The sequence below is a fragment of the Coriobacteriaceae bacterium genome (genome assembly GCA_025992855.1).
In the GTDB taxonomy this organism is placed as follows: domain Bacteria; phylum Actinomycetota; class Coriobacteriia; order Coriobacteriales; family Coriobacteriaceae; genus Collinsella.
In genome coordinates this window covers 490,087-508,206 of sequence record DAJPGB010000001.1, presented here as the reverse complement: position 1 = coordinate 508,206, position 18,120 = coordinate 490,087, and the positions used below count along the sequence as shown (strand labels likewise).

At 62.2% G+C, this 18,120-nt stretch carries 11 protein-coding genes; 3 read left to right on the top strand and 8 right to left on the bottom strand.

Features of this window, described 5'->3' with window-relative positions; genetic code table 11:
• Nucleotides 1-17: 17 nt before the first annotated feature.
• The 3 genes from OIL88_02105 to OIL88_02095 are packed head-to-tail and all read right to left on the bottom strand — an operon-like array spanning nucleotide 18 to nucleotide 3,345.
• On the bottom strand, nucleotides 18-1,223 hold the full coding sequence (locus OIL88_02105) for an ABC transporter permease (GenBank protein ID HJI71167.1): 1,206 nt from the start codon (nucleotides 1,221-1,223) through the stop codon (nucleotides 18-20).
• On the bottom strand, nucleotides 1,210-2,397 hold the full coding sequence (locus OIL88_02100) for an ABC transporter permease (GenBank protein ID HJI71166.1): 1,188 nt from the start codon (nucleotides 2,395-2,397) through the stop codon (nucleotides 1,210-1,212). The genes OIL88_02105 and OIL88_02100 overlap by 14 nt, the downstream gene beginning before the upstream one ends.
• Nucleotides 2,398-2,406: 9 nt before the next feature.
• On the bottom strand, nucleotides 2,407-3,345 hold the full coding sequence (locus tag OIL88_02095; protein HJI71165.1) for an ABC transporter ATP-binding protein: 939 nt from the start codon (nucleotides 3,343-3,345) through the stop codon (nucleotides 2,407-2,409).
• A gap of 211 nt (nucleotides 3,346-3,556) precedes the next feature.
• On the opposite strand from OIL88_02095, the gene OIL88_02090 reads away from it, so the two are divergent.
• Together OIL88_02090 and OIL88_02085 are read left to right on the top strand one after the other, a co-directional pair.
• On the top strand, nucleotides 3,557-4,702 hold the full coding sequence (locus tag OIL88_02090) for a histidine kinase (GenBank protein HJI71164.1): 1,146 nt from the start codon (nucleotides 3,557-3,559) through the stop codon (nucleotides 4,700-4,702).
• Nucleotides 4,699-5,328 carry a response regulator transcription factor gene (locus tag OIL88_02085; protein HJI71163.1) on the top strand — a complete coding sequence of 210 codons (630 nt, stop codon included), beginning with the start codon at nucleotides 4,699-4,701 and terminating at the stop codon, nucleotides 5,326-5,328. Before OIL88_02090 ends, OIL88_02085 begins: the two co-directional genes overlap by 4 nt.
• 607 nt (nucleotides 5,329-5,935) lie before the next feature.
• On the opposite strand, the gene OIL88_02080 is transcribed toward OIL88_02085, so the two are convergent.
• Nucleotides 5,936-13,354 carry a VWA domain-containing protein gene (locus OIL88_02080; GenBank protein HJI71162.1) on the bottom strand — a complete coding sequence of 2,473 codons (7,419 nt, stop codon included), beginning with the start codon at nucleotides 13,352-13,354 and terminating at the stop codon, nucleotides 5,936-5,938.
• Nucleotides 13,355-13,982: 628 nt separating this feature from the next.
• On the opposite strand from OIL88_02080, the gene OIL88_02075 reads away from it, so the two are divergent.
• On the top strand, nucleotides 13,983-15,236 hold the full coding sequence (locus tag OIL88_02075) for an IS110 family transposase (GenBank protein ID HJI71161.1): 1,254 nt from the start codon (nucleotides 13,983-13,985) through the stop codon (nucleotides 15,234-15,236).
• Between the two features lie 161 nt (nucleotides 15,237-15,397).
• Here OIL88_02075 and OIL88_02070 read toward each other — a convergent pair whose 3' ends face one another.
• From OIL88_02070 to nuoB, 4 genes are read right to left on the bottom strand one after another with little or no spacing between them, the layout of a single operon-like run.
• Nucleotides 15,398-15,739 carry a 4Fe-4S dicluster domain-containing protein gene (locus tag OIL88_02070; protein ID HJI71160.1) on the bottom strand — a complete coding sequence of 114 codons (342 nt, stop codon included), beginning with the start codon at nucleotides 15,737-15,739 and terminating at the stop codon, nucleotides 15,398-15,400.
• A 7-nt stretch (nucleotides 15,740-15,746) separates the two neighbouring features.
• Entirely contained in the window at nucleotides 15,747-16,835 is a 1,089-nt protein-coding gene (locus tag OIL88_02065) for a nickel-dependent hydrogenase large subunit (GenBank protein HJI71159.1), read from the bottom strand.
• Between the two features lie 5 nt (nucleotides 16,836-16,840).
• Nucleotides 16,841-17,527 carry an NADH-quinone oxidoreductase subunit C gene (locus tag OIL88_02060; GenBank protein HJI71158.1) on the bottom strand — a complete coding sequence of 229 codons (687 nt, stop codon included), beginning with the start codon at nucleotides 17,525-17,527 and terminating at the stop codon, nucleotides 16,841-16,843.
• Nucleotides 17,527-18,120, bottom strand: a complete 594-nt coding sequence (gene nuoB, locus OIL88_02055) for an NADH-quinone oxidoreductase subunit NuoB (GenBank protein HJI71157.1) — start codon at nucleotides 18,118-18,120, stop codon at nucleotides 17,527-17,529. The genes OIL88_02060 and nuoB overlap by 1 nt, the downstream gene beginning before the upstream one ends.

The window sequence follows — 18,120 nt, the reverse complement described above, 5'->3', positions numbered from 1 at the left end:
ACCCGATGGCTAGGTGGCTAGGCGTGGGATTTGGTGTGCGTGAGGGCTAGGCCTACGGCGGCGATGGCGGCGGCGAAGAGCACGGTGACGCCCAGGTCGCAGGCAATGTCGCCCAGCACGGCAGACGTCAGGTCCGACGCAAGCGCCTTGCCGATCGCATCGTTCACCCAATACGTCGGCACAAAGTGCGCCACGGTCTGCACGGCCGACCCCATGAGCGACAGTGGCATCCAGGCACCGCCCAAAAACGTCATGAGCATACCGAGCAGGTTACCCACACCGTTGAGCAACTCCTCGCGCGCACCCAGGCTCGACAGCGTAAAGCCAACGGCCAGGAGCGTGCACGCCAAGGCAAACGTCGCCGCCAGCGCCAGGCACACGCGGCCCACGCCGACCTCGGCGACCTCGCTGGCAAAGCCCACAACGCCCATCATGCTCGACACAAACCAAATACAGACGGTGAGCACGGCGGCGGCCGCGAATACGGCGAGCGAACGTTGGCGCTCGGAGACCGGGCCGGCATCCATACGGCGCACGCGCTCGGGCTCGTTCATACCCGAGAACACCAGACCCACCGACACGATGACCGACGAGATGATCGCATACGCGCCAAAGTTGAAGTACGACTCGAGCGTGGCGGCGGCCGTGGAGTCGACCTTGACCTGCTCGATCTGGACCTCGGCGCGCTTGGCGGCGGCATGTTCGGCAGCCTTGGCGACGTCGCCGTCGGAGGCAGCAGGCTCAAGCGCCGCCGCAGCGCCCGCGAGCGAGATCCAGCGCGAGGCCTCGGCAGACGAAAGCGCTGCCGCCATGGTGCCTGAGCCGTACGTCACGTCGAGTTTGGGCAGGGCCTCCCCCGCACGGGCGGCCGCGATCAGGTCGGCCTCAAACCCCTCCGGGATAAAGAACACGCAATCGGCGCTGCCTTTGGCGCTGTTGCTCTTGGAAAGCGCGTCCGCAAGATCGTACGTGTCGTCGCCGACGCCTGCGATCAGGTCAAAGCGCGACCCCAGGTGCTTGGTGAGCGCCCGCGAAAGGTCGCTGTTGTCGCGATCGACCACGATCACGTTGGTGTCGTAGGGCTTGTATTCGGTGAGCTGCGACGAGTTCCAGCTCACCGATGCCGCAATGAACACGCCCATGAGCGAGATGAACACCGTGTAGATGAGCAGGTAGAACGGGTGCGCCAGCGCCATGCGAAGCGCGGTCTTAAAGGTGCTCATAGCGGCTCCTTCCAAAGATCAGCGTAGCGGCGACGACAAACACCAAGGTCATCAGGACAAGCGCGCCCGCGCGCACGACAAAGGGACCCAGGTCCTCAAAGAAATACAGGCGGTTGAACATGTCGCAGATGAGCTTGACGGGATTGAGCCAGCACTCGGCCGGGCAGGCGCGGGCGACGTCGTCGGCAAGCGCCATCGCCGGCTCGCCGTAGAGTCCGGCGAACAGGGCGCACGTGGTGGCAAAGCCCGTGAGGATGCCCGACTTGGACGCCTTGCCGCCCTTAACGGGCAGCGTGCCCACAAAGAGCCCCAGGCCCGTTGCGGCAAGCGCGGATGCGGCGCCACCCACCAGGCAAAGCCCCTCGCGCCCGCCAAAGTCGACGCCGACAACCAAACGCACGTAGCCGATCGCGATTGCCATCGAGGCAAAGGAGACCAGCCACGAGCCGATAAAGATACCGGCCAGCGACGCCGTCTTGGAAAGGCCGCCCACGCAGCGGCGTGCGCCAAGGCCCGACAGATTGGGCTGCAGGTCGACGGCGCTCAAGGCGGCAAACTCGGCAGACATCATCGCGACCAGACCAAAGAGCGCGTAGTAGTAAATGGTCGTGCCGTCGGGCGTGGTCCGCGTCAGACTCACGCGGCGGGTCCCGCCCTCGAGCGACAGGGCGCGCGCAACCGTCTCCGGGTCGGCAAGCGCCGCCGGGTCGTCCTGGGCAATCTGGGCCATGAGCTCGGCATTTTGCGTATACGAACTTGCCACCGTCTCCAGAATGCTGCGGTCGACGAGCACCGTGGACGCACGCGAACTATCGTAGCTCGAAAGCAGCGTGAGCTTGGGCGTGCCCGCGGCATCGACCGTATAGATGCCCGCGACCTCGCCGGCCTTGAGCGCGCGGTTCGCGGCGGCCGCATCCTCGCACTCGTGAATCTCGAGCAGCTGATCGTCGCCCTCCTTAGACAGCGAGGTCGCCACGTCCTTAAAGGTCGACGCGTCCCAGGCCTTGTCCGCCACGATGGCCACCGGCACCGGGTCGACCTTACCGTCGGAGCTCAGGTTCGCAAACATAAACATGAACATCGTGGAAAGCGCAACGGGAAAGACCGCACCCCAAACCCAGGTGCTCGGCCGACGCAACAGCGTCTTGAGCGTGATGATGATGGTGTTGAACATGGCCGCCCCCTAGTCGCGCAGCTCGCGGCCGGTGATCTCGAGGAACACGTCGTTAAGGGTCGGCGGCTCGGAGTAGATGCGGCCGAGCGGTACGTCGTGCGAGCGCAGCGCGTCGAGGATGTCGGTCAGGTTATGCGGGCTCGCTTCGCACGAAAACGTGAGCTGGCCCGCCGTCGCCGCCAGGTCCAGGACATGCGGCAGACTCGCAACGGCGGCGAGTGCCGCGCTCGGCACCTCACCGACCTCAATCACGATCTTCTCGCCCATCTGAATCATGCGCTTGAGCTCGTCGTTGGTGCCCTGCGCCAACACGCGCCCGCCGTCCATGATCATGATGCGGCTGCAGATCTGCTCGACCTCCTCCATGTAGTGGCTGGTATACACCACCGTGGCGCCCTCGTCGCGCAGTCGGCAGATGCCCTCCAGGATGGCGTTGCGGCTCTGCGGGTCGACCGCCACCGTGGGCTCGTCGAAGAAGATGAGCTCGGGCTTGTGCGCGATGCCGCAGGCAATGTTGAGGCGGCGCGCCAGACCGCCCGAAAGCTTGCCGGGGCGGAACTTGGTAAAGTCGCCCAGACCGACAAAGTCGATTGCCTCGTCCACCAGCGCGCGGCGGCGCTTGCGGTCGCCTACGTAGAGGCTGCAGAAATAGTCGATGTTCTCGCGCACCGTGAGCTCGTCAAACACTGCCACCTGCTGCGGTACCACGCCAATGCGGCGCTTGAGGTCGTAGCGGGCGGGCGTCATGGGCTCGCCGAACAGCTCGATGGTGCCCTTGTCGTAGGCGAGCAGCTGCAGGATGCAGTTGATGGACGTGGTTTTGCCCGAGCCGTTGGGGCCGAGCAGGCCAAAGATCTCGCCGGGGGCGATGTTCAGGTTAAAGTGGTCGAGCGCAATAAGGTCGTCATAGCGCTTGACGAGGTTTTCGACGTGGACGATGTCTGTCATGAGGCGGCCTTTCCGTTGATTGCGGCCCGGTACGATTGCATCATCGCAGGTGCGGCGAGGGCGCGCCAGTGAGCTTTGTCACGAGTGCGAGGGGGCAGAGGTGAAACCCCCGCTCGCGCGAGCGATCGACGCCGCTTTGCCGCGCGGGAGGAATGTCACGGTTGCGCTAGGCGGCCCCTCCACCACGCGCAGCTTCGCGTACAATACCCGTATGAACAGGCTTTTCGACAAATCGATCGTGCTGGCGTGCTGTATTGCGGCCGCCATGGGTCTTGCCGTGGACGCTCGTCTGGTTGTGGCGTTTTGCCTTGGCGTTATTGCCACTTCGCTGGCCGAGGTCGCACAGGGAAACCGCGCCCGCCGTGCGGGCAAGGCCGCGAGTTACGCTTACATCATCGCGGCCGTCTTCGTGCCGCCGTTTGTGCCGTTTGCGCCTCTCGCTCTCTATGACATCGCGCGACGCGTTCACCGTGAACGAATCTGGCCCGCGCTGGCGATTGGCGCCGTGCTTGTCTGCGCGCTTGTCGCGGACCTTCGTGGTGGCGTGCTCACCACCCGAACGCTGCTGTTAACCGCCATCCTTTCGGTCGCCGCCACGTTGCTGTCGCTGCGCACCGCGCAGCTGGAGCGCGAACAGGAACGCATGCGTCGCACCCGCGACAAGCTGCAAGAACGCGCCCTGGCACTCGAGGCACGCAACCGCGACCTCGCCGACCGCCAGGACTACGAAGTCGAGCTCGCGACGCTCGCCGAACGCGCCCGCATCGCGCGCGAGATCCACGATAACGTCGGGCACCAGCTCACGCGCGCCTCACTGCAGGCCGAAGCCCTACGCGTGGTCCACGCCGACGAGCCTGGCGTCGCCGCCGATTTCGCCGACGTTAAACGCACGGTTGACGAGGCGCTCCAGCTTGTGCGCACCAGCGTCCACGCGCTCAACGACAACGCCGTCGACCTTTCCGTGCAGCTCGAACGCATTGTCGAAGGCACACGCTCGGACGGCGGCCCGCAGATTGAGCTTGAAGTTATGGCCGAACATGCGCCCGCAAACGTCGCCAACTGCTTTGCAGCGGTCCTGCGCGAAGCGCTCTCCAATACCATGCGCCACGCTTGCGCCCAGACCGTCACCGTACGGTGCATGGAGCATCCGTCGTTTTACCAGCTCATTGTTACCGACGATGGCGTGGGTGAGGTCCAAGCAAGCGGCCGCGGCACCGCGGAGGGCATGGGGCTTACCTCCATGCGCGAGCGCATCGAGGCGCTTGGCGGCACCTTCACCGCCGGCCCGCGTGCCGGCGCCGGCGGCTGGCGTGTGTTTGCCACCGTTCCCAAACAGCAAGGAGATGAGGGCCGATGAGGCTCATCGTTGTCGACGACGACCGCTTGGTGGTCGATTCGCTCAAGATTATCTTGGGCGCCCAGCCGCAGATCGAAGTGGTGGGCACCGGTGCCAACGGCAACGATGCGGTGGCGCTCTACGCTGAGCACGCACCCGATATCGCGCTGCTCGACATCCAGATGCCGGGACGCGACGGCCTTTCGGCCGCGCGCGAGATCCTTGAGCACGACCCTGCGGCGCGCGTGGTGTTTCTGACGACATTCTTGGATGACGAGTACATTGTGTCGGCGCTCAAGCTGGGCGCCCGCGGCTACCTGATCAAGACCGATGTCGCTGCCATTCCGCCGGCGTTGGCGCAGGTCATGGACGGCAAACGCGTGCTCGAGGGCAAGGCAATCGAAGATATCAACTTTGATGGGGCGGACGTCGAGGCCGGCGCGACCCGCCGGCCCGCCGCCTTTGCCGGCCTGACCGACCGCGAGTTCGAAGTCGCCGAGCTCATCGCCCGCGGCCTCGATAACAAGGAGATTGCCGCCACGGCTTATATGGGAGAAGGCACGGTGCGCAACCACATCAGCTCGATCCTGGCCAAAATGGGTCTGCGCAACCGCACCCAAATCGCCATCGCCTACCTGCGAGGGTAATTACCCAACGACCGACCGCCCCGGCATAGCAAAATGGCTGTTATCGATTTAATGCCATTTCAAAACTATGCCGGATTACGGGGCTAAACTCAGGGCCCCCATCCACACCCATTGCTTCCGCCAAATGATGGCTTGTCTACCTGCGGTTTTATTTTCACGAATATCGGTATGGTTGGGAACTCATGGCTCAGCCCCGTAAACCGGCAGAGTTTTGTTCGATCGGCCCTACACGAGTGCTCCCGCAAGCCTCGCGGGACCAAAATGATCCGTTTTCCTCCGTCCCCAAGAGATCGGCCGGAACCGCTTGCCACGAAACCGGCCCATCTACTACGTTTGACCCGATACCCCCGACCATACCCGCTTTTCATGAAAAATCGCAGGCGTTCTACCTGCGGTTATGTTTTGGCGTTTTTTTAGTATGGTTGGGGGTAAGGGGTTAGACGTAGTAGATGGGCCGATTTCGTGGCGAGCTCTCCTCCCCAACGCACAAAAGCGCCGCCACGGAGGAGGGAGATGCCTCCGTGGCGGCTGGGGCTGGGGGTGGGGCTATGTTCTGGCTCCCCGCCGGCCGCCCGGGGCCTTTTGGCCCCGGGCGCTGTCGACGTGCCTAGCGCTTACGGATACCCCAGACCAGGGCTCCGACGCCGGCCATGGCGATGACAAATGCCATAAGCAGAGCGGCAGCCTGCTGGTCGCCTGTGGTGGGCAGGAAACCCTTGACCGTCTTGACGATGTTCGTCACGGTCTTGGGCGTGCCGGGATCGGGTGCCGGCGTAGGAGTCTCGGGCTTCTTGTACGCGTTGTTGAACACGATACCCTCGACGCTTTTGTCGCCCTTGGTATAGGTAACGCTCGCCTTGAGGTTACCCTCACCGTCGTCGACCACGTTGACGGTCGCGGTAAAGACGGACTTGTCGTAGGTCATACCGGCCTCGTCGCCCTTGACCTCGCTGACGGTGTAGACGTACGTACCAGGCTCGTCGTACTCGAACTTGTCGAAGTTGATCTTGCCGTCGGCATCGTTGGTAACCGTAGACTCGATGTCCTCGCCAACGAGCTTAAAGCTAAACTCGTCCTTCTTGAGCTCACGTCCCTCGAGCACCTTGATGGCCCCGATGGAAACCTGCGTGGGCATGGCGTGATACTTGTTGGTAAAGCCAGCCGACTCGGTGGTTCCCTCGAGCTTGTGCGTCGCGGTCAGCGTGCCGTCGCCGTTGTCGGAGACGGTGGTCACGACGGTGTAGGTCGCGCCGTCATAGGTGACGCCCTTGTGCAGGCCGAGCGCGTTGGGGCAGGCCTCGCGCAGCATGTACGTGTGCGTGCCGGGCGCCTCGTAGCGGATCGGGCTCAGCGTAACGTTACCGTCGACGTCATTGGTGCCGCTCGCGACAACCGCGCCGTCCTCGAGCAGCTCAAACGTGAACTCGCCAGCTGCAAGGTCGCGTCCGGTCAGACGCTTGACCGTCTTGACCTGATCGGTCACGGAAGAATCGGTAGGTGCCACGCCGTAGGTGTTGGTGAACGTGAAGGCAGCACCGTCGTCGCCCTCGCGCACGACACGCAGATGTCCGGTACCGTCGTCAGTCACGGTGTAGGAAACCTTGCGCATGGCGTTGGCGTCGTTGGTCACACCAGGGGCACTACCGGACTCGGTCACCGTGTAGGTAAAGGTGTGCGAGCGCGGAGCGGTGGGGGCTGCGGGCTCGGACTCGTCGTTGGACTCGTCGGTGTCGGCAGCGTCGGCGTCAACCTCGGCCTCGCCGGCGTTGGCCTCGGCTTCGTCAGCTTCGTCTGCCTCGGCCTTATCGGTCGCATCGTCCGTCACGCCCAGAGCGCGGTTGAGGTCCTCGAGCGTAAAGTGGATCTTGCCAAAGCCCACGTTGCCAGCCGCGTCGTTGGTTGCGGTCGTGCGCTCGGGCATCGGGGCACCAGCCTCGTCGGCGGTCACGGTAAAGGTGAACTTGCCCGTGATGTCAACCGGGGTCAGGCCCTCGGCAGCTTGGAGCTTCTTAGTGCCGGTGAGCGCGGCATCGACGGCTTCGGCACCGTAGACGTTCTCGAACAAGGGCTCGACGCCGCCGTAGTCGACCGTTGCCGTCAGGGTACCGTCGCCGTTGTCGACGACGATAACCTTAAAGCCAAAGTTCCACGTTGTAGCGGAAACGCCATTCGGCAGCCCGAATAAATCTTCGTAGGCCGTGTAGTTAATGGTCCAGGCAAGCTTACCGTCCTTATCGGTACGATGGGCAAGCCCAGCAGCCTCAAGATTAGCAAGCATCTTAGTGTCGTAGTGCAGCGTATCAAAGCTCACGTGCCCGCCGATATTGGGCTTGAGGTTTTCGTATGCCACAAGCTCACCCTGATAGGCGATGCCGAACCAGAACTCGCCGTCGGCCATCGGGCGACCGGTCAGAGTCTTGGTGGCAACGACCTGAGCAGCGGTGCCACCAGGCGTGTTGGTCGTAGCGCTGTAACTGTTGTGGAACGGGACCAGGGCACTCTCGACCTTGTTCTCACCGCTCTTGTGGACCGTCGTATGCGTACCCTCGGGACCGCCGGAAACGGTCGTGGTAGCGGTAAGCGTACCGGCGCCGTCATCGGCGATAACGATCGTCACCGTGCGCTCGGCGTTGTCGTAGGTGTAACCGGGCTTGCCGTCGTTCTTCTCGGTCACGGTATATTTGAAGGTCTTGCCGGCGTCAGCCTGCGTAAACTTGACCTCATGGCCCGCCAGAATATCAATCAGACCGACCGTCGCCTCTGCCGTTGCAGGGGACTGGAAGTTGTTGGCGCCGGGCAGCAGGCCGAGCGCATTGGCCGAAGCCTCGTCGGCGGGCTTCACGGTAAAGGTGAACTGGCCCTCGGTCATGGGACGTCCGGAGAGGCTCTTGCTGAGCTTGAGGCCGCCGGCCGCGGCGTAATCGAGCTCAGTGCGGTACGTGTTGGTAAAACGTCCGCTTTCCTTCTTGGTGACGTTGGCGGTCAGGACGCCCTCGCCGTTCTCGGTCACGGTCACTTCGGCGGTCGCGACATGTCCGTCATACGTCATGCCTGCCGCATTGCCCGCGTTCTCGCGGATCTCGTACTTGTAGGTTCCGGCAGCCGTGTAGCGGATCTTGCCGAAGTTGATGGCGGCGATGCCGTCCTTCGCGTCCTTCTTGCTCACGGTCACGGTTGCGGGGTCGGGCAGCGGGGTGCCCTCGGCGGCGGTAATGGTAAAGCTGAACTCGTCGGAGTCCGTCCAAGCGCGACCATCGACAGCCTTGCTCAGGCCAAAGTCGAGGTCTGCATCGGTCGGGGTCACGCTGTAGGTGTTCTTGAAGGTCGCAGCCGTGAGGTCCTTCAGGACATGCTCGGCCTTGAGGGTGCCGTCGCCGTTGTCCGTTATGGTGGTCTCGATGGTGTACTTGGCGTCACTGTAGGTGATGCCCTTGCTGGTGGTTCCGCCCTTGACCTCGCGCAGCGTGTAGGTGTGCTTGCCGGCCTCGGTGTACTTCACGGCGCCCATCGTGATGTTGCCGCTGGCGTCGTTGGTGCCAGTGGCGACGACCTTGTCGCCCTCGACGAGCTCGAAGGAGAACTCGCCCTCCTTGAGGTCGCGGCCGGTCAGGGACTTGGTCGCGGTGATCTGGTCGGTGACGCTGAACTCACCAGGATTCGGCTTGTAGCTGTTGCTGAACTTCGCCTCGCCGTCGCCCTTCAGGACATGCTTCGCCTCGAGCGTGCCGTCGCCCTTGTCGGTGATGGTGGTCTCGATGGTGTAGGTCTTGCCATCGTAGGTGATGCCGTTGCCGGCGTCGCCCTTGACCTCGCGCAGCGTGTAGGTGTGCTCGCCGGCAGCGGTGTACTCGATGGGGCTCATCTTGATCTTGCCGCGGGCATCGTTCTTGCCGGTGGCAACAACATCGTTGCCCTCGACGAGCTCGAAGGAGAACTCGCCTTCCTTGAGATCGCGCCCGGTCAGGACCTTGGTCGCCGTGATCTGATCAGTAACACTGAAGCTCTTGGGGGTTACGGTGTAGGCGTTCTCGAAGGTCGCCTTGTCAACATTCTGCAGCTTGTGCTCCACGCTGAGGGTGCCATCGTTGTTATCCTTGACGGTGGTCACAATAGTGTACTCAGCGGTGCTGTAAGTAATGCCATTTTCGGTGGTGCCGGCCTTGGTCTCGCGCAGTATGTAGGTGTGCTCGCCAGCCGCAGTGTAGGTGACAGGATCCATTACGATCTTGCCGTCGGCATTGTTGGTACCGGTGGCGACCACGTTATTGCCCTCGACGAGCTCGAAACGGAACTCGCCAGCCTTGAGGTCGCGCCCGTCCAGGACCTTGTCCGCGGTGATCTGCTCGGTGACGCTGGAGCTCTTGGGGGTCACGTTGTAGGAGTTCTTGAACTCGGCAACCTTGACGTCCTTCAGAACATGCGTGGCGCTGAGCGTACCGTCGCCGCTGTCCGTGATGGTGGTCTCGATGGTGAACTTGGCATCGCTGTAGGTGATACCGCCGGCGTTGCCCTTGACCTCGCGCAGCGTGTAGGTGTGCGTTCTGGCCTTGGTGTACTTCACGGCGCTCATCGTGATCTTGCCATCGGCGGCGTTCTTGCCGGTGGCGACGACCTTGGCGTCCTTGCCCTCGCCCTCGACGAGCTCGAAGGAGAACTCGCCCTCAGCCATGTCGCGGCCGGTCAGGACCTTGGTCGCGGTGATCTGGTCGGTGACGCTCGTCTCGACAGGCGTCACGTTATAGGTGTTGGTGAACGTAAAGGCTGCGTTGCCATCCGGGTTGCGGGACACGCTCAGTTTGCCCTTGCTGTCATCGGTCACGGTGAAGGAAACCTCGCGCGACAGCTTGGCGTCGTTGGTCACGCCAGCGACCTCGCCGGACTCGGTCACGGTGTAGGTAAAGGTATGCTCGCGCTTCTCGGGCTTCTCGCCCAGGGCCTTGTTAAGGTCGTCGAGCGTAAAGGTAATCTTGCCAAAGTCGACCTTGCCCTTGGCATCATTGGTCACGCTCGCGTTCGCGGGCATGGGTGCGCCCTCTTCACCGGTCACGGTAAAGGTGAACTTGCCGGTAATGTCAGCCGGGGTCAGGCCATCAGGAACCTGCAGATTCTTCTTGCCAACAAGCGATGCCTCGGCAGGCGCGGCAGTGTAGGCGTTCACGAACTCGTTGCCGGCGTCTCCGTAGTCAGCCGTCGCCGTCAGGGTACCATCGCCGTTGTCGACAACGGTTACATATGCGTCAATTGCCGACACGGCAGCGCTCACGCCCGCAGGCAGCTTGCCGGTCTGCTCGGCAGCAGTGTAGCGAATGGTCCACGTGGGCTTGTCTGAGCTATCGTCAAACGACGCCTTCTCTTCCTCGACCAGCTTGGCAAGCGACTCGGTCGTATACGTCAGCGGACCGAACTCAACCTTGCCGCCCTTGTTGGTTGCATCCAGCAGAACCTCGTCGTGCTCCGCATAGCTCAGCGCAAACTTAAATTCGTCATCGGCCATCGGGCGCCCCGTGAGCTTCTTGGTTGCCTCAAGAGTCAGCGAGGTTTCCGTCTTGGCGCTATAGGTGTTCTTGAACTCGGTCTCGCCCGAGATCTTTTCAACGTCAGCCTTAAGCCCACCCGTGGCCTTAACCGCCACGGTCACCTTGAACGTGGCAACGTTCTTGCTGTAGGTGATGCCACCGGCGTCGCCCTTGACCTCGCGGACCTCATAGGTGTACTCGCCCGGCTTGTTGTAGGTGATCTCGCCAAAGTTAATGGCCGCCTTGCCCTTGTCATCCAGGTTCGCCTTGGTCACAGTCGCGGTCGCGGGTGCGGGCATCGGGGCGTCATTCTCGGACGTCGCGGAGAGCTCAAACTTAAACTTGTCCGTATCCGTCCACTCGCGACCCTCGAGCACCTTGGTCAGGCCAAAGCTCGTCTTGGTATCCACCGTTGCCGGCGTCACGTTAAAGCTGATCTTGCCGTTGTTGCCCAGGTGAACGTCAACCTCCGTGGCGTCCGACTTGGCAGACGTGTTATTCCACTTGGGATTGAGCACGTCGGCCGCGGTACCAGTAGGGTTGCCGCCCACGAGTTCCTTGGTGGTATGAAGTTCGTCAATAAAGGCCAGTCGCGCGGTTCCCTCACTAAACGACAGGTTGCCGCTCGCATCGCGCACGATTGCGCCCTCAAACTGCGCGGCATGTCCACCGGTAAACTCAATAATAGCTGTGCGGGGCTCGACCTTACTGTCTGTGCCTTTCGCCTCGAACTCATCCTTGTAGTAATAGATGCCCTCGGCAGCCAGCGAGCCCGTCGCAGGCGTTGTGCAGTTCTTATCCACATAAATGGGAGTCTGCTTCTGGAAATAGTAATAACGGTTGGAATCGGCGGGCTCAAAGTTCGCAATCGTATCGCCCAGCGTGCCGCCATTCCACTTGTTCGCGTAGAAGTTCACGGTCTTGGAACCGTTCTCCGCGGTGATCGTATTGCTCTCGATGTAGCCCTTGAGCCCCGCTACCTTCTCGGGCGTAAACAGGTTGTCGAGTGCGTCTCTCTTAACGCTCGAGGTGTAGTTCACCTGGATGGGCTCAGCATCGTCGACCGTAAGAACGCCATCGGTGATCTTAAAGTGGCGCAGCGGAATCAGCGACGCAGGAATCTTGACTGTTACGATATCGCCGGTCCGGGGCTTGCTCTTTTCGGTATGCTGAACGGTGATGACCAAGTTCGCAGCGGCACCCGTAAATTTATAGGTGTCGACATTGCCCTCGGTCTTTATTGCCGGTTTGGCAAACGTTTCGCCGTTGTACACGACAGACGTAAAGTTGTCGACCTGCATAAAGTCGCCCAGCTCGTCAGTAAACGTAATGTAGCCAGACTTATGCTCGCCATAACCGCCGTGAACTTCGGTCGGGTAACCAGCTTGGATAATGCTTCCCGAGATCTCTTCGAAGATTTTCTCGAGCTCAGAGGCGCTGGTTGCCGACTTGTAGTAATTGGCGTTTTCTGCGCGCGCACCAAAGTTGATAGTCCATTCGCCCCAGAAAGAAATACTGGATGAGGCGGCAGGATAGTTGCTCGACACGGCATGCATAAACTTATTCTCGTTGCTTATGCCCTCAGCTGTGGGAACGTCGCTGGGTTTTGCGCCGCTAAAGATACCGATTGCATAAATGTCGGCGCCGTTACCCTTGATCTTCTTGGCGGTGTTGACGGCGCTATTGGCAACCTTTTTCTCGAACCCACTAGAACTCGTAGGTGAACCATCAGTGAAGAAGACAACAATCTTCTTGGCGTCGGCGCGACCAGACGAAAATACCTCATCAGCCAGCTGCAAGCCATAGTCGGCGCGTGTAGAACCGGCAGGATTAATTGCGTTGATTGTTTTCTTAAGATCAGTTGCGCCGGGTTCAGTCGCGCTGGCTTCAGAACAATTGGTCAGGCCCATCATGGTCTGTGAGTAGTTGTAGGTGTACCCATCATCATCACGATAATAGTCATTTCCGACCGTGGTGGACTTATTGCCCGAGAACTTAACGACGGCAACCTGATGCTGCTTGGACTCGTCCGAAATCTTTGCATTTTCCTTGGCGATGGTGTCAATAAAGCTATTGGCAGCCGTCTTCAGCGCATCGATACGCTTGATGGGGTCTCCGTCGCCCATAGGATCACTCATCGAGCCAGAGGCATCCAACACCAGCACGATGTCGAGCGGCTTGCCGGAGACCGTCGTATCGGATGTCGAAGAGATAGCAGACAGCGTGGTCAGGAAATCAGAATCCCCGTTCTCGACTGCCCTGACCGTCTTGTCGGTCCAGATTCGGCCGACGTTTTGAGTTGTTATTTCCTTTCCGTTATAGCCGCCGGCCCAGAACTTCCAGTGGTTGCTGGTGTCGTAGTCGACGACCGTTTTTCCGGTCATGACCGGTCCGTCCATTCCGGTGCTGGACCTGGCGTTGGCCTCGGGCAGCATGGCAAATGCTGCAGCTGGCAATACCAGCACTACGGCAAGTATCACCGCCAAGAGGCCCCTCGTGTACTTACCCATCGTGTCTCCCTTCTCGCGGTCTCAGACCTTGCATCAGCCTAAAGTTACGAAATGAGACACAATTAGGGCAGGTGACACACGTTCCAGATTTGATTTTGGGCGTGAGACAAATGTCTCACCAAAGTTGAGACACGAGAGTTTTTGCAGGAAAACGGGTGCGACTCGGAGCCAACAGGCCAAAATGATCCGTTTTCCTCCGTCCACGGAAGATCAAAAGCTGTTACGGATATGGTACCATTTCAAAACTATGCCGGATTACGGGGCTAAAGTCGGGACCCTCATCCATACCCTCATTTTTTGAAAAACCGCAGGCGTTCTACCTGCACTGATAATTGTTCTCGGGGGAAGCGGGCACTGCGGGGCGCGGCGACAGCGCGCGATTTCCGCGTCGCAGCGCTACCCTGATGCTGAAAGCCGGGGCGATGACCCACTGACCTGCTGACGCCTCTTCGGCCGTCCTCAAATCCGACCTGTCTCGCCCCGGCTTCCGCGACCCGGAGTCCTGCCATGACCTAATAGGAGCATGAGCGCGGACAATCGGACAAGCCAATTGGATTGCAGCGCTCCCGTCAGTGCAATGTCTGGGAGACCCGGGCGCGGGGCAGGCGGCAGACCGAGGGGAGCGAAAATGGAAGGCGAAACGGTCATCGCGGGCGTCGACACGCACAAGGACGTGCATGTCCTGTGCCTGCTCGACGGCCTCGGGAGGAAGATCCGGAGCGGGAGCTTCAGGGCCGACCCCGAAGGCTACGACAGGCTGGCGGAGGCGATAGGCGACCCGGGCGGCTGCCTGGTCGTCGGCGTCGAGGGCACGGCGTCGTACGGGGCCGGGCTGACGAGGAGGCTCGTGGAGCTCGGGTACAACGTGGTCGAGGTGCTCAGGCCCAAGAGGGACAAGGCGAGGCCCGGCGAGGGGAAGAGCGACCCGCTGGACGCCGAGCGCGCGGCGCGCAAGGCGGCGTCCGGGAAGGGGTGCTCCGTGCCGAAGTCGCAGGACGGCTGGGTCGAGGCGGTACGCCAGCTCTACGTCGCGCGCAGGCTGGCCGTCGCGACGTCCACGTCCTGCGTGGCCTGCGCGAAGTCGATGCTCACGACGGCCCCGAGCGCCCTGAGGGAGCGGTTCAGGGGCCGCGAGCGGCCGAAGGACCTCATGCCGCTGCTCGCGCGCGGGAGAAAGGCGGCCAGCGCGCTCGAGGAGAGCGTGCTGGCCTCGCTGCGGTCCGTCGCGGCGGTCTGGAAGGAGGCCCGCAGCCAGGTCGAATCCCTCGACGCGCGCATCCGCGCGCTGCTGGAGGCGAACGCGCCCGCGCTGCTCGGCGTCGAGGGCTGCGGCACGACGACCGCCGCCGCCCTGGTCGTGGCCGCCCTGGTCGTGGCCGCCGGCGACAACCCCGGCAGGCTGAAGGGCGAGGCGGCGTTCTCGATGCTGTGCGGCACCTCGCCGATCCCCGCGTCGAGCGGGAAGACGGAACGGCACAGGCTCAACCGCGGCGGCAACCGGCAGGCGAACTGGGCGCTCTACGAGATCGCGATCAAGCGCATGGCGTACGACGAGAGGACGAGGAGGTACGTGGCGAGGCGGACCTCCGAGGGGAAGTCCCGGAGGGAGGCGATCCGCTGCCTGAAGCGCTACATAGCGCGGGAGGTGTACCGCGTGCTCATGGACCCGAACCCCGACGGCGCCGCGCCGGAAGGGCCCGAGCTCGCGAAGATGCGCAAGGCGATGCGGGTGACCCAGAGGCAGGCCGCAGCGGGGCTCGGCATGTCCGCGGCCGCGCTCGGTCACCTGGAACGGGGGACACGGCGGTCGACGAGACTGGAGAGGATGTACTACGAGCTCCTGTGCGAATTGCAGGGAGCGCTCCCGCAAACTGCCTCTTGACAACTTATAGGAGCGTCGGTTTTGTTTTTGGGATTTTCCGTATGGTCGGAGGTTCGCTATCCAGCTCCGTAAACCGGCATAGTTTTGTTCGTGGCGGCCCAACCGCGCGTTCACGCGCGGGGCCGGTGGGGCATTTTTGCCCCACCGGCCCCATCCAAACGCTACTCCGGCTTGGTTTCTACCGTGGGAGTCTTGTCCGCCGCAACCGGAGTGCGGGCGGTGTCCATGCTCAGGCAGTGTTTAGGACAGCTTTCGATGCACTCGCCGCACACCACACAGGCATACGGGTCGATCGACCACGTTCCGCCCTTGCGATCGACCGCGAGTGCGCCCGCCGGGCAGCGGCGCGCGCACATGCCACAGCAGATGCACACGTTCATGTCGTTAACGATATGCCCGCGCAGGCGCTCGGGTGCCGCGAGCTTCTCCTGCGGATAGCACACCGTGACCGGCTGCTTGACCATAGAACCCAAGGCCGTCTTGGCAAATGTCAGTAAACTCATGCCGCGCCTACCTTTCCGTGCAGCTAATGCAGGGGTCAATGGTCAGGATAATCATGGGCACGTTGGCAAGGAGCACGCCCTGCAGCGCATGCGTCAGACCCGCCAGGTTCTGCGACGTCGGCGTGCGCACGCGGAAACGGTCCAGGTTCTTGGTGCCGTTACCGCGCACATAGTAATACGCCTCGCCGCGCGGTTGCTCAATCACAACCTCGCCGCGCGCGCCGTCGGCCGGTGTGAGCTTGGTACGCCCGCCGATGCCGTCGTGCGGAATCCTGCCGACAAGCTCCTTGATAATGTCCATGGCCTGCGTGACCTCGGCGCAACGCACCTGGCAGCGGGCATAGCAATCGCCATCGGTAGCAACGATGGGCTCAAACGCGGCCAGATCCGCATAGGCGCCGTCGCCGAACATGCGCACGTCGTAATCCACGCCCGAGGCGCGGCCGAACGGGCCGACCATCGACAGATCCAGCGCGTCTTTCTTGCTGATCACGCCCACGCCATGCAGGCGCTCGCCGCAGCTGTTGTCGTCCAAAAACGTATGCACCACGGCCTCGTAGTCAGGGCGCATAGCGTCGAGCGTCTGGACAATACCCGCCAGCTCGGAATCCTCAATGTCGTGTTTAAGGCCGCCAATCTCGTTAATCGACAGAATCACGCGACCGCCGCAAGTGCTCTCAAAGATCTTGAGAATCTGCTCGCGCAGCGTCCACGAACGATAGAACAGCGCCTCAAAGCCAAAGGCATCGGCGAGCAGGCCCAGCCACAGCAGGTGCGAGTGAATGCGCGAAAGCTCATGCAGAATGGTGCGGATATACTGCACGCGACCAGGCACCTCGATGCCGAGCATGCGCTCGCAGGCGCTAGCGTAGCCACAGCTATGGCCCACGGCGCAGATGCCGCAGATGCGCTCGGCGATATAGCAAAACTGATGCATATCGCGCTTTTCGGTGAGCTTCTCGAGTCCGCGGTGCACAAAGCCGATCTGCGGAATTGCTTCGATGACGCGGTCGTCCTCGATCACCAGGTCCAGATGAAGCGGCTCGGGCAGCACCGGGTGCTGCGGGCCAAACGGAATTACGGAGCGATGAGCCATGGACCTTACGCCTCCTTTTTCTGCTTGTCGCGGGCGGCCTTGGCGGCAAGCGCCGCGCGGACCTTGGCCGCTTTCTCGGGATCCATGGCAGCGAGCTTTGCCTCCATCTCGGCAGCCTTGAGCGCGGCCTTCGCAGCAGCCTCATCGTGCTGAGCATCGGAGCCCGCGGCATCGCCGGCGCTCGCAGCGCTCTCCCCTGCAGCAGCCGCAGCCGCGGCGGCCTTCTCGGCCGCGGCCTTGCGCGCCTTGGCCTCGGCGGCGGCACGGACCTTCATGGCCTTCTCGCGCGCGACCTTCACCTCGGGCGTGATAACGCTCATGGGTTCGGCAGTCGAGACCTGGTAGAAAAAGCCCTTAAAGTCGATCTGCATGTCGGTGATGGCAAGGCCAAACAGGTCGTGTGCTTCGTTTTCAAACGGAAATACCGCCGGATAGTACGAGCTGATGGACGGAATCTCCTGGTACTGGTCGATGCCCTCAACCACCAGGTTCTCGATCGCATAGCTGCCGTCCTGCGCAATATGCTCCTGAGCAGCTCGAACGTTGATAAACGTATAGACCAAGCGATACGAGCCGTCGTCGACGTTGCGCTCGGCGTGCATTTGCACAAAGCGCGCGCCGACGCCCTTAAGCGCCTGGACATGCGACAGGAGCTCCTCGATCCCGACGGTGGTATAGATAGCCTTTTGCATTACTCGGCCTCCTTTGCAGCGGCGGGCTTCTCAGCAGGTGCGTCACCAGCGGCAGGTGCGTCACCAGCGACGGCCCCGGCCCCCGCAGCCACAAACCCGTCCTCGCCCAGCTCAACGCCACCGTCCCAAGTAGCGGCACCGCCCACGGTAAGCGGGTCGCCGCCGGCGCGCATCACGGCCTCCTTCTGGTCCAGGATGCCACACGCCTCCACGATGGCATCGATCACCGTCTCGGGGCGAATGGCGCACCCGGGCGCGTACACGTCCACGGGAATCGCGCGGTCCACGCCGCCGATCACGTTGTAGGCATCGCGGAACACGCCGCCCGAACACGCGCAGATGCCGCACGCCACCACGCACTTGGGCTCGAGCATCTGGTTGTAAATCTGGCGCACGACGGGCAGGTTCTGGGCATTGACCGACCCCGTCACCAAAAAGATGTCCGCATGCTTGGGGTTGCCGGTGTTGACCACGCCAAAGCGCTCCGCATCAAACAGTGGCGTGAGCGAGGCTAGCACCTCGATATCGCATCCGTTGCAGCTCGAGCCGTCGTAATGAATAACCCACGGCGAGCGCGACATTTTATGATCCAT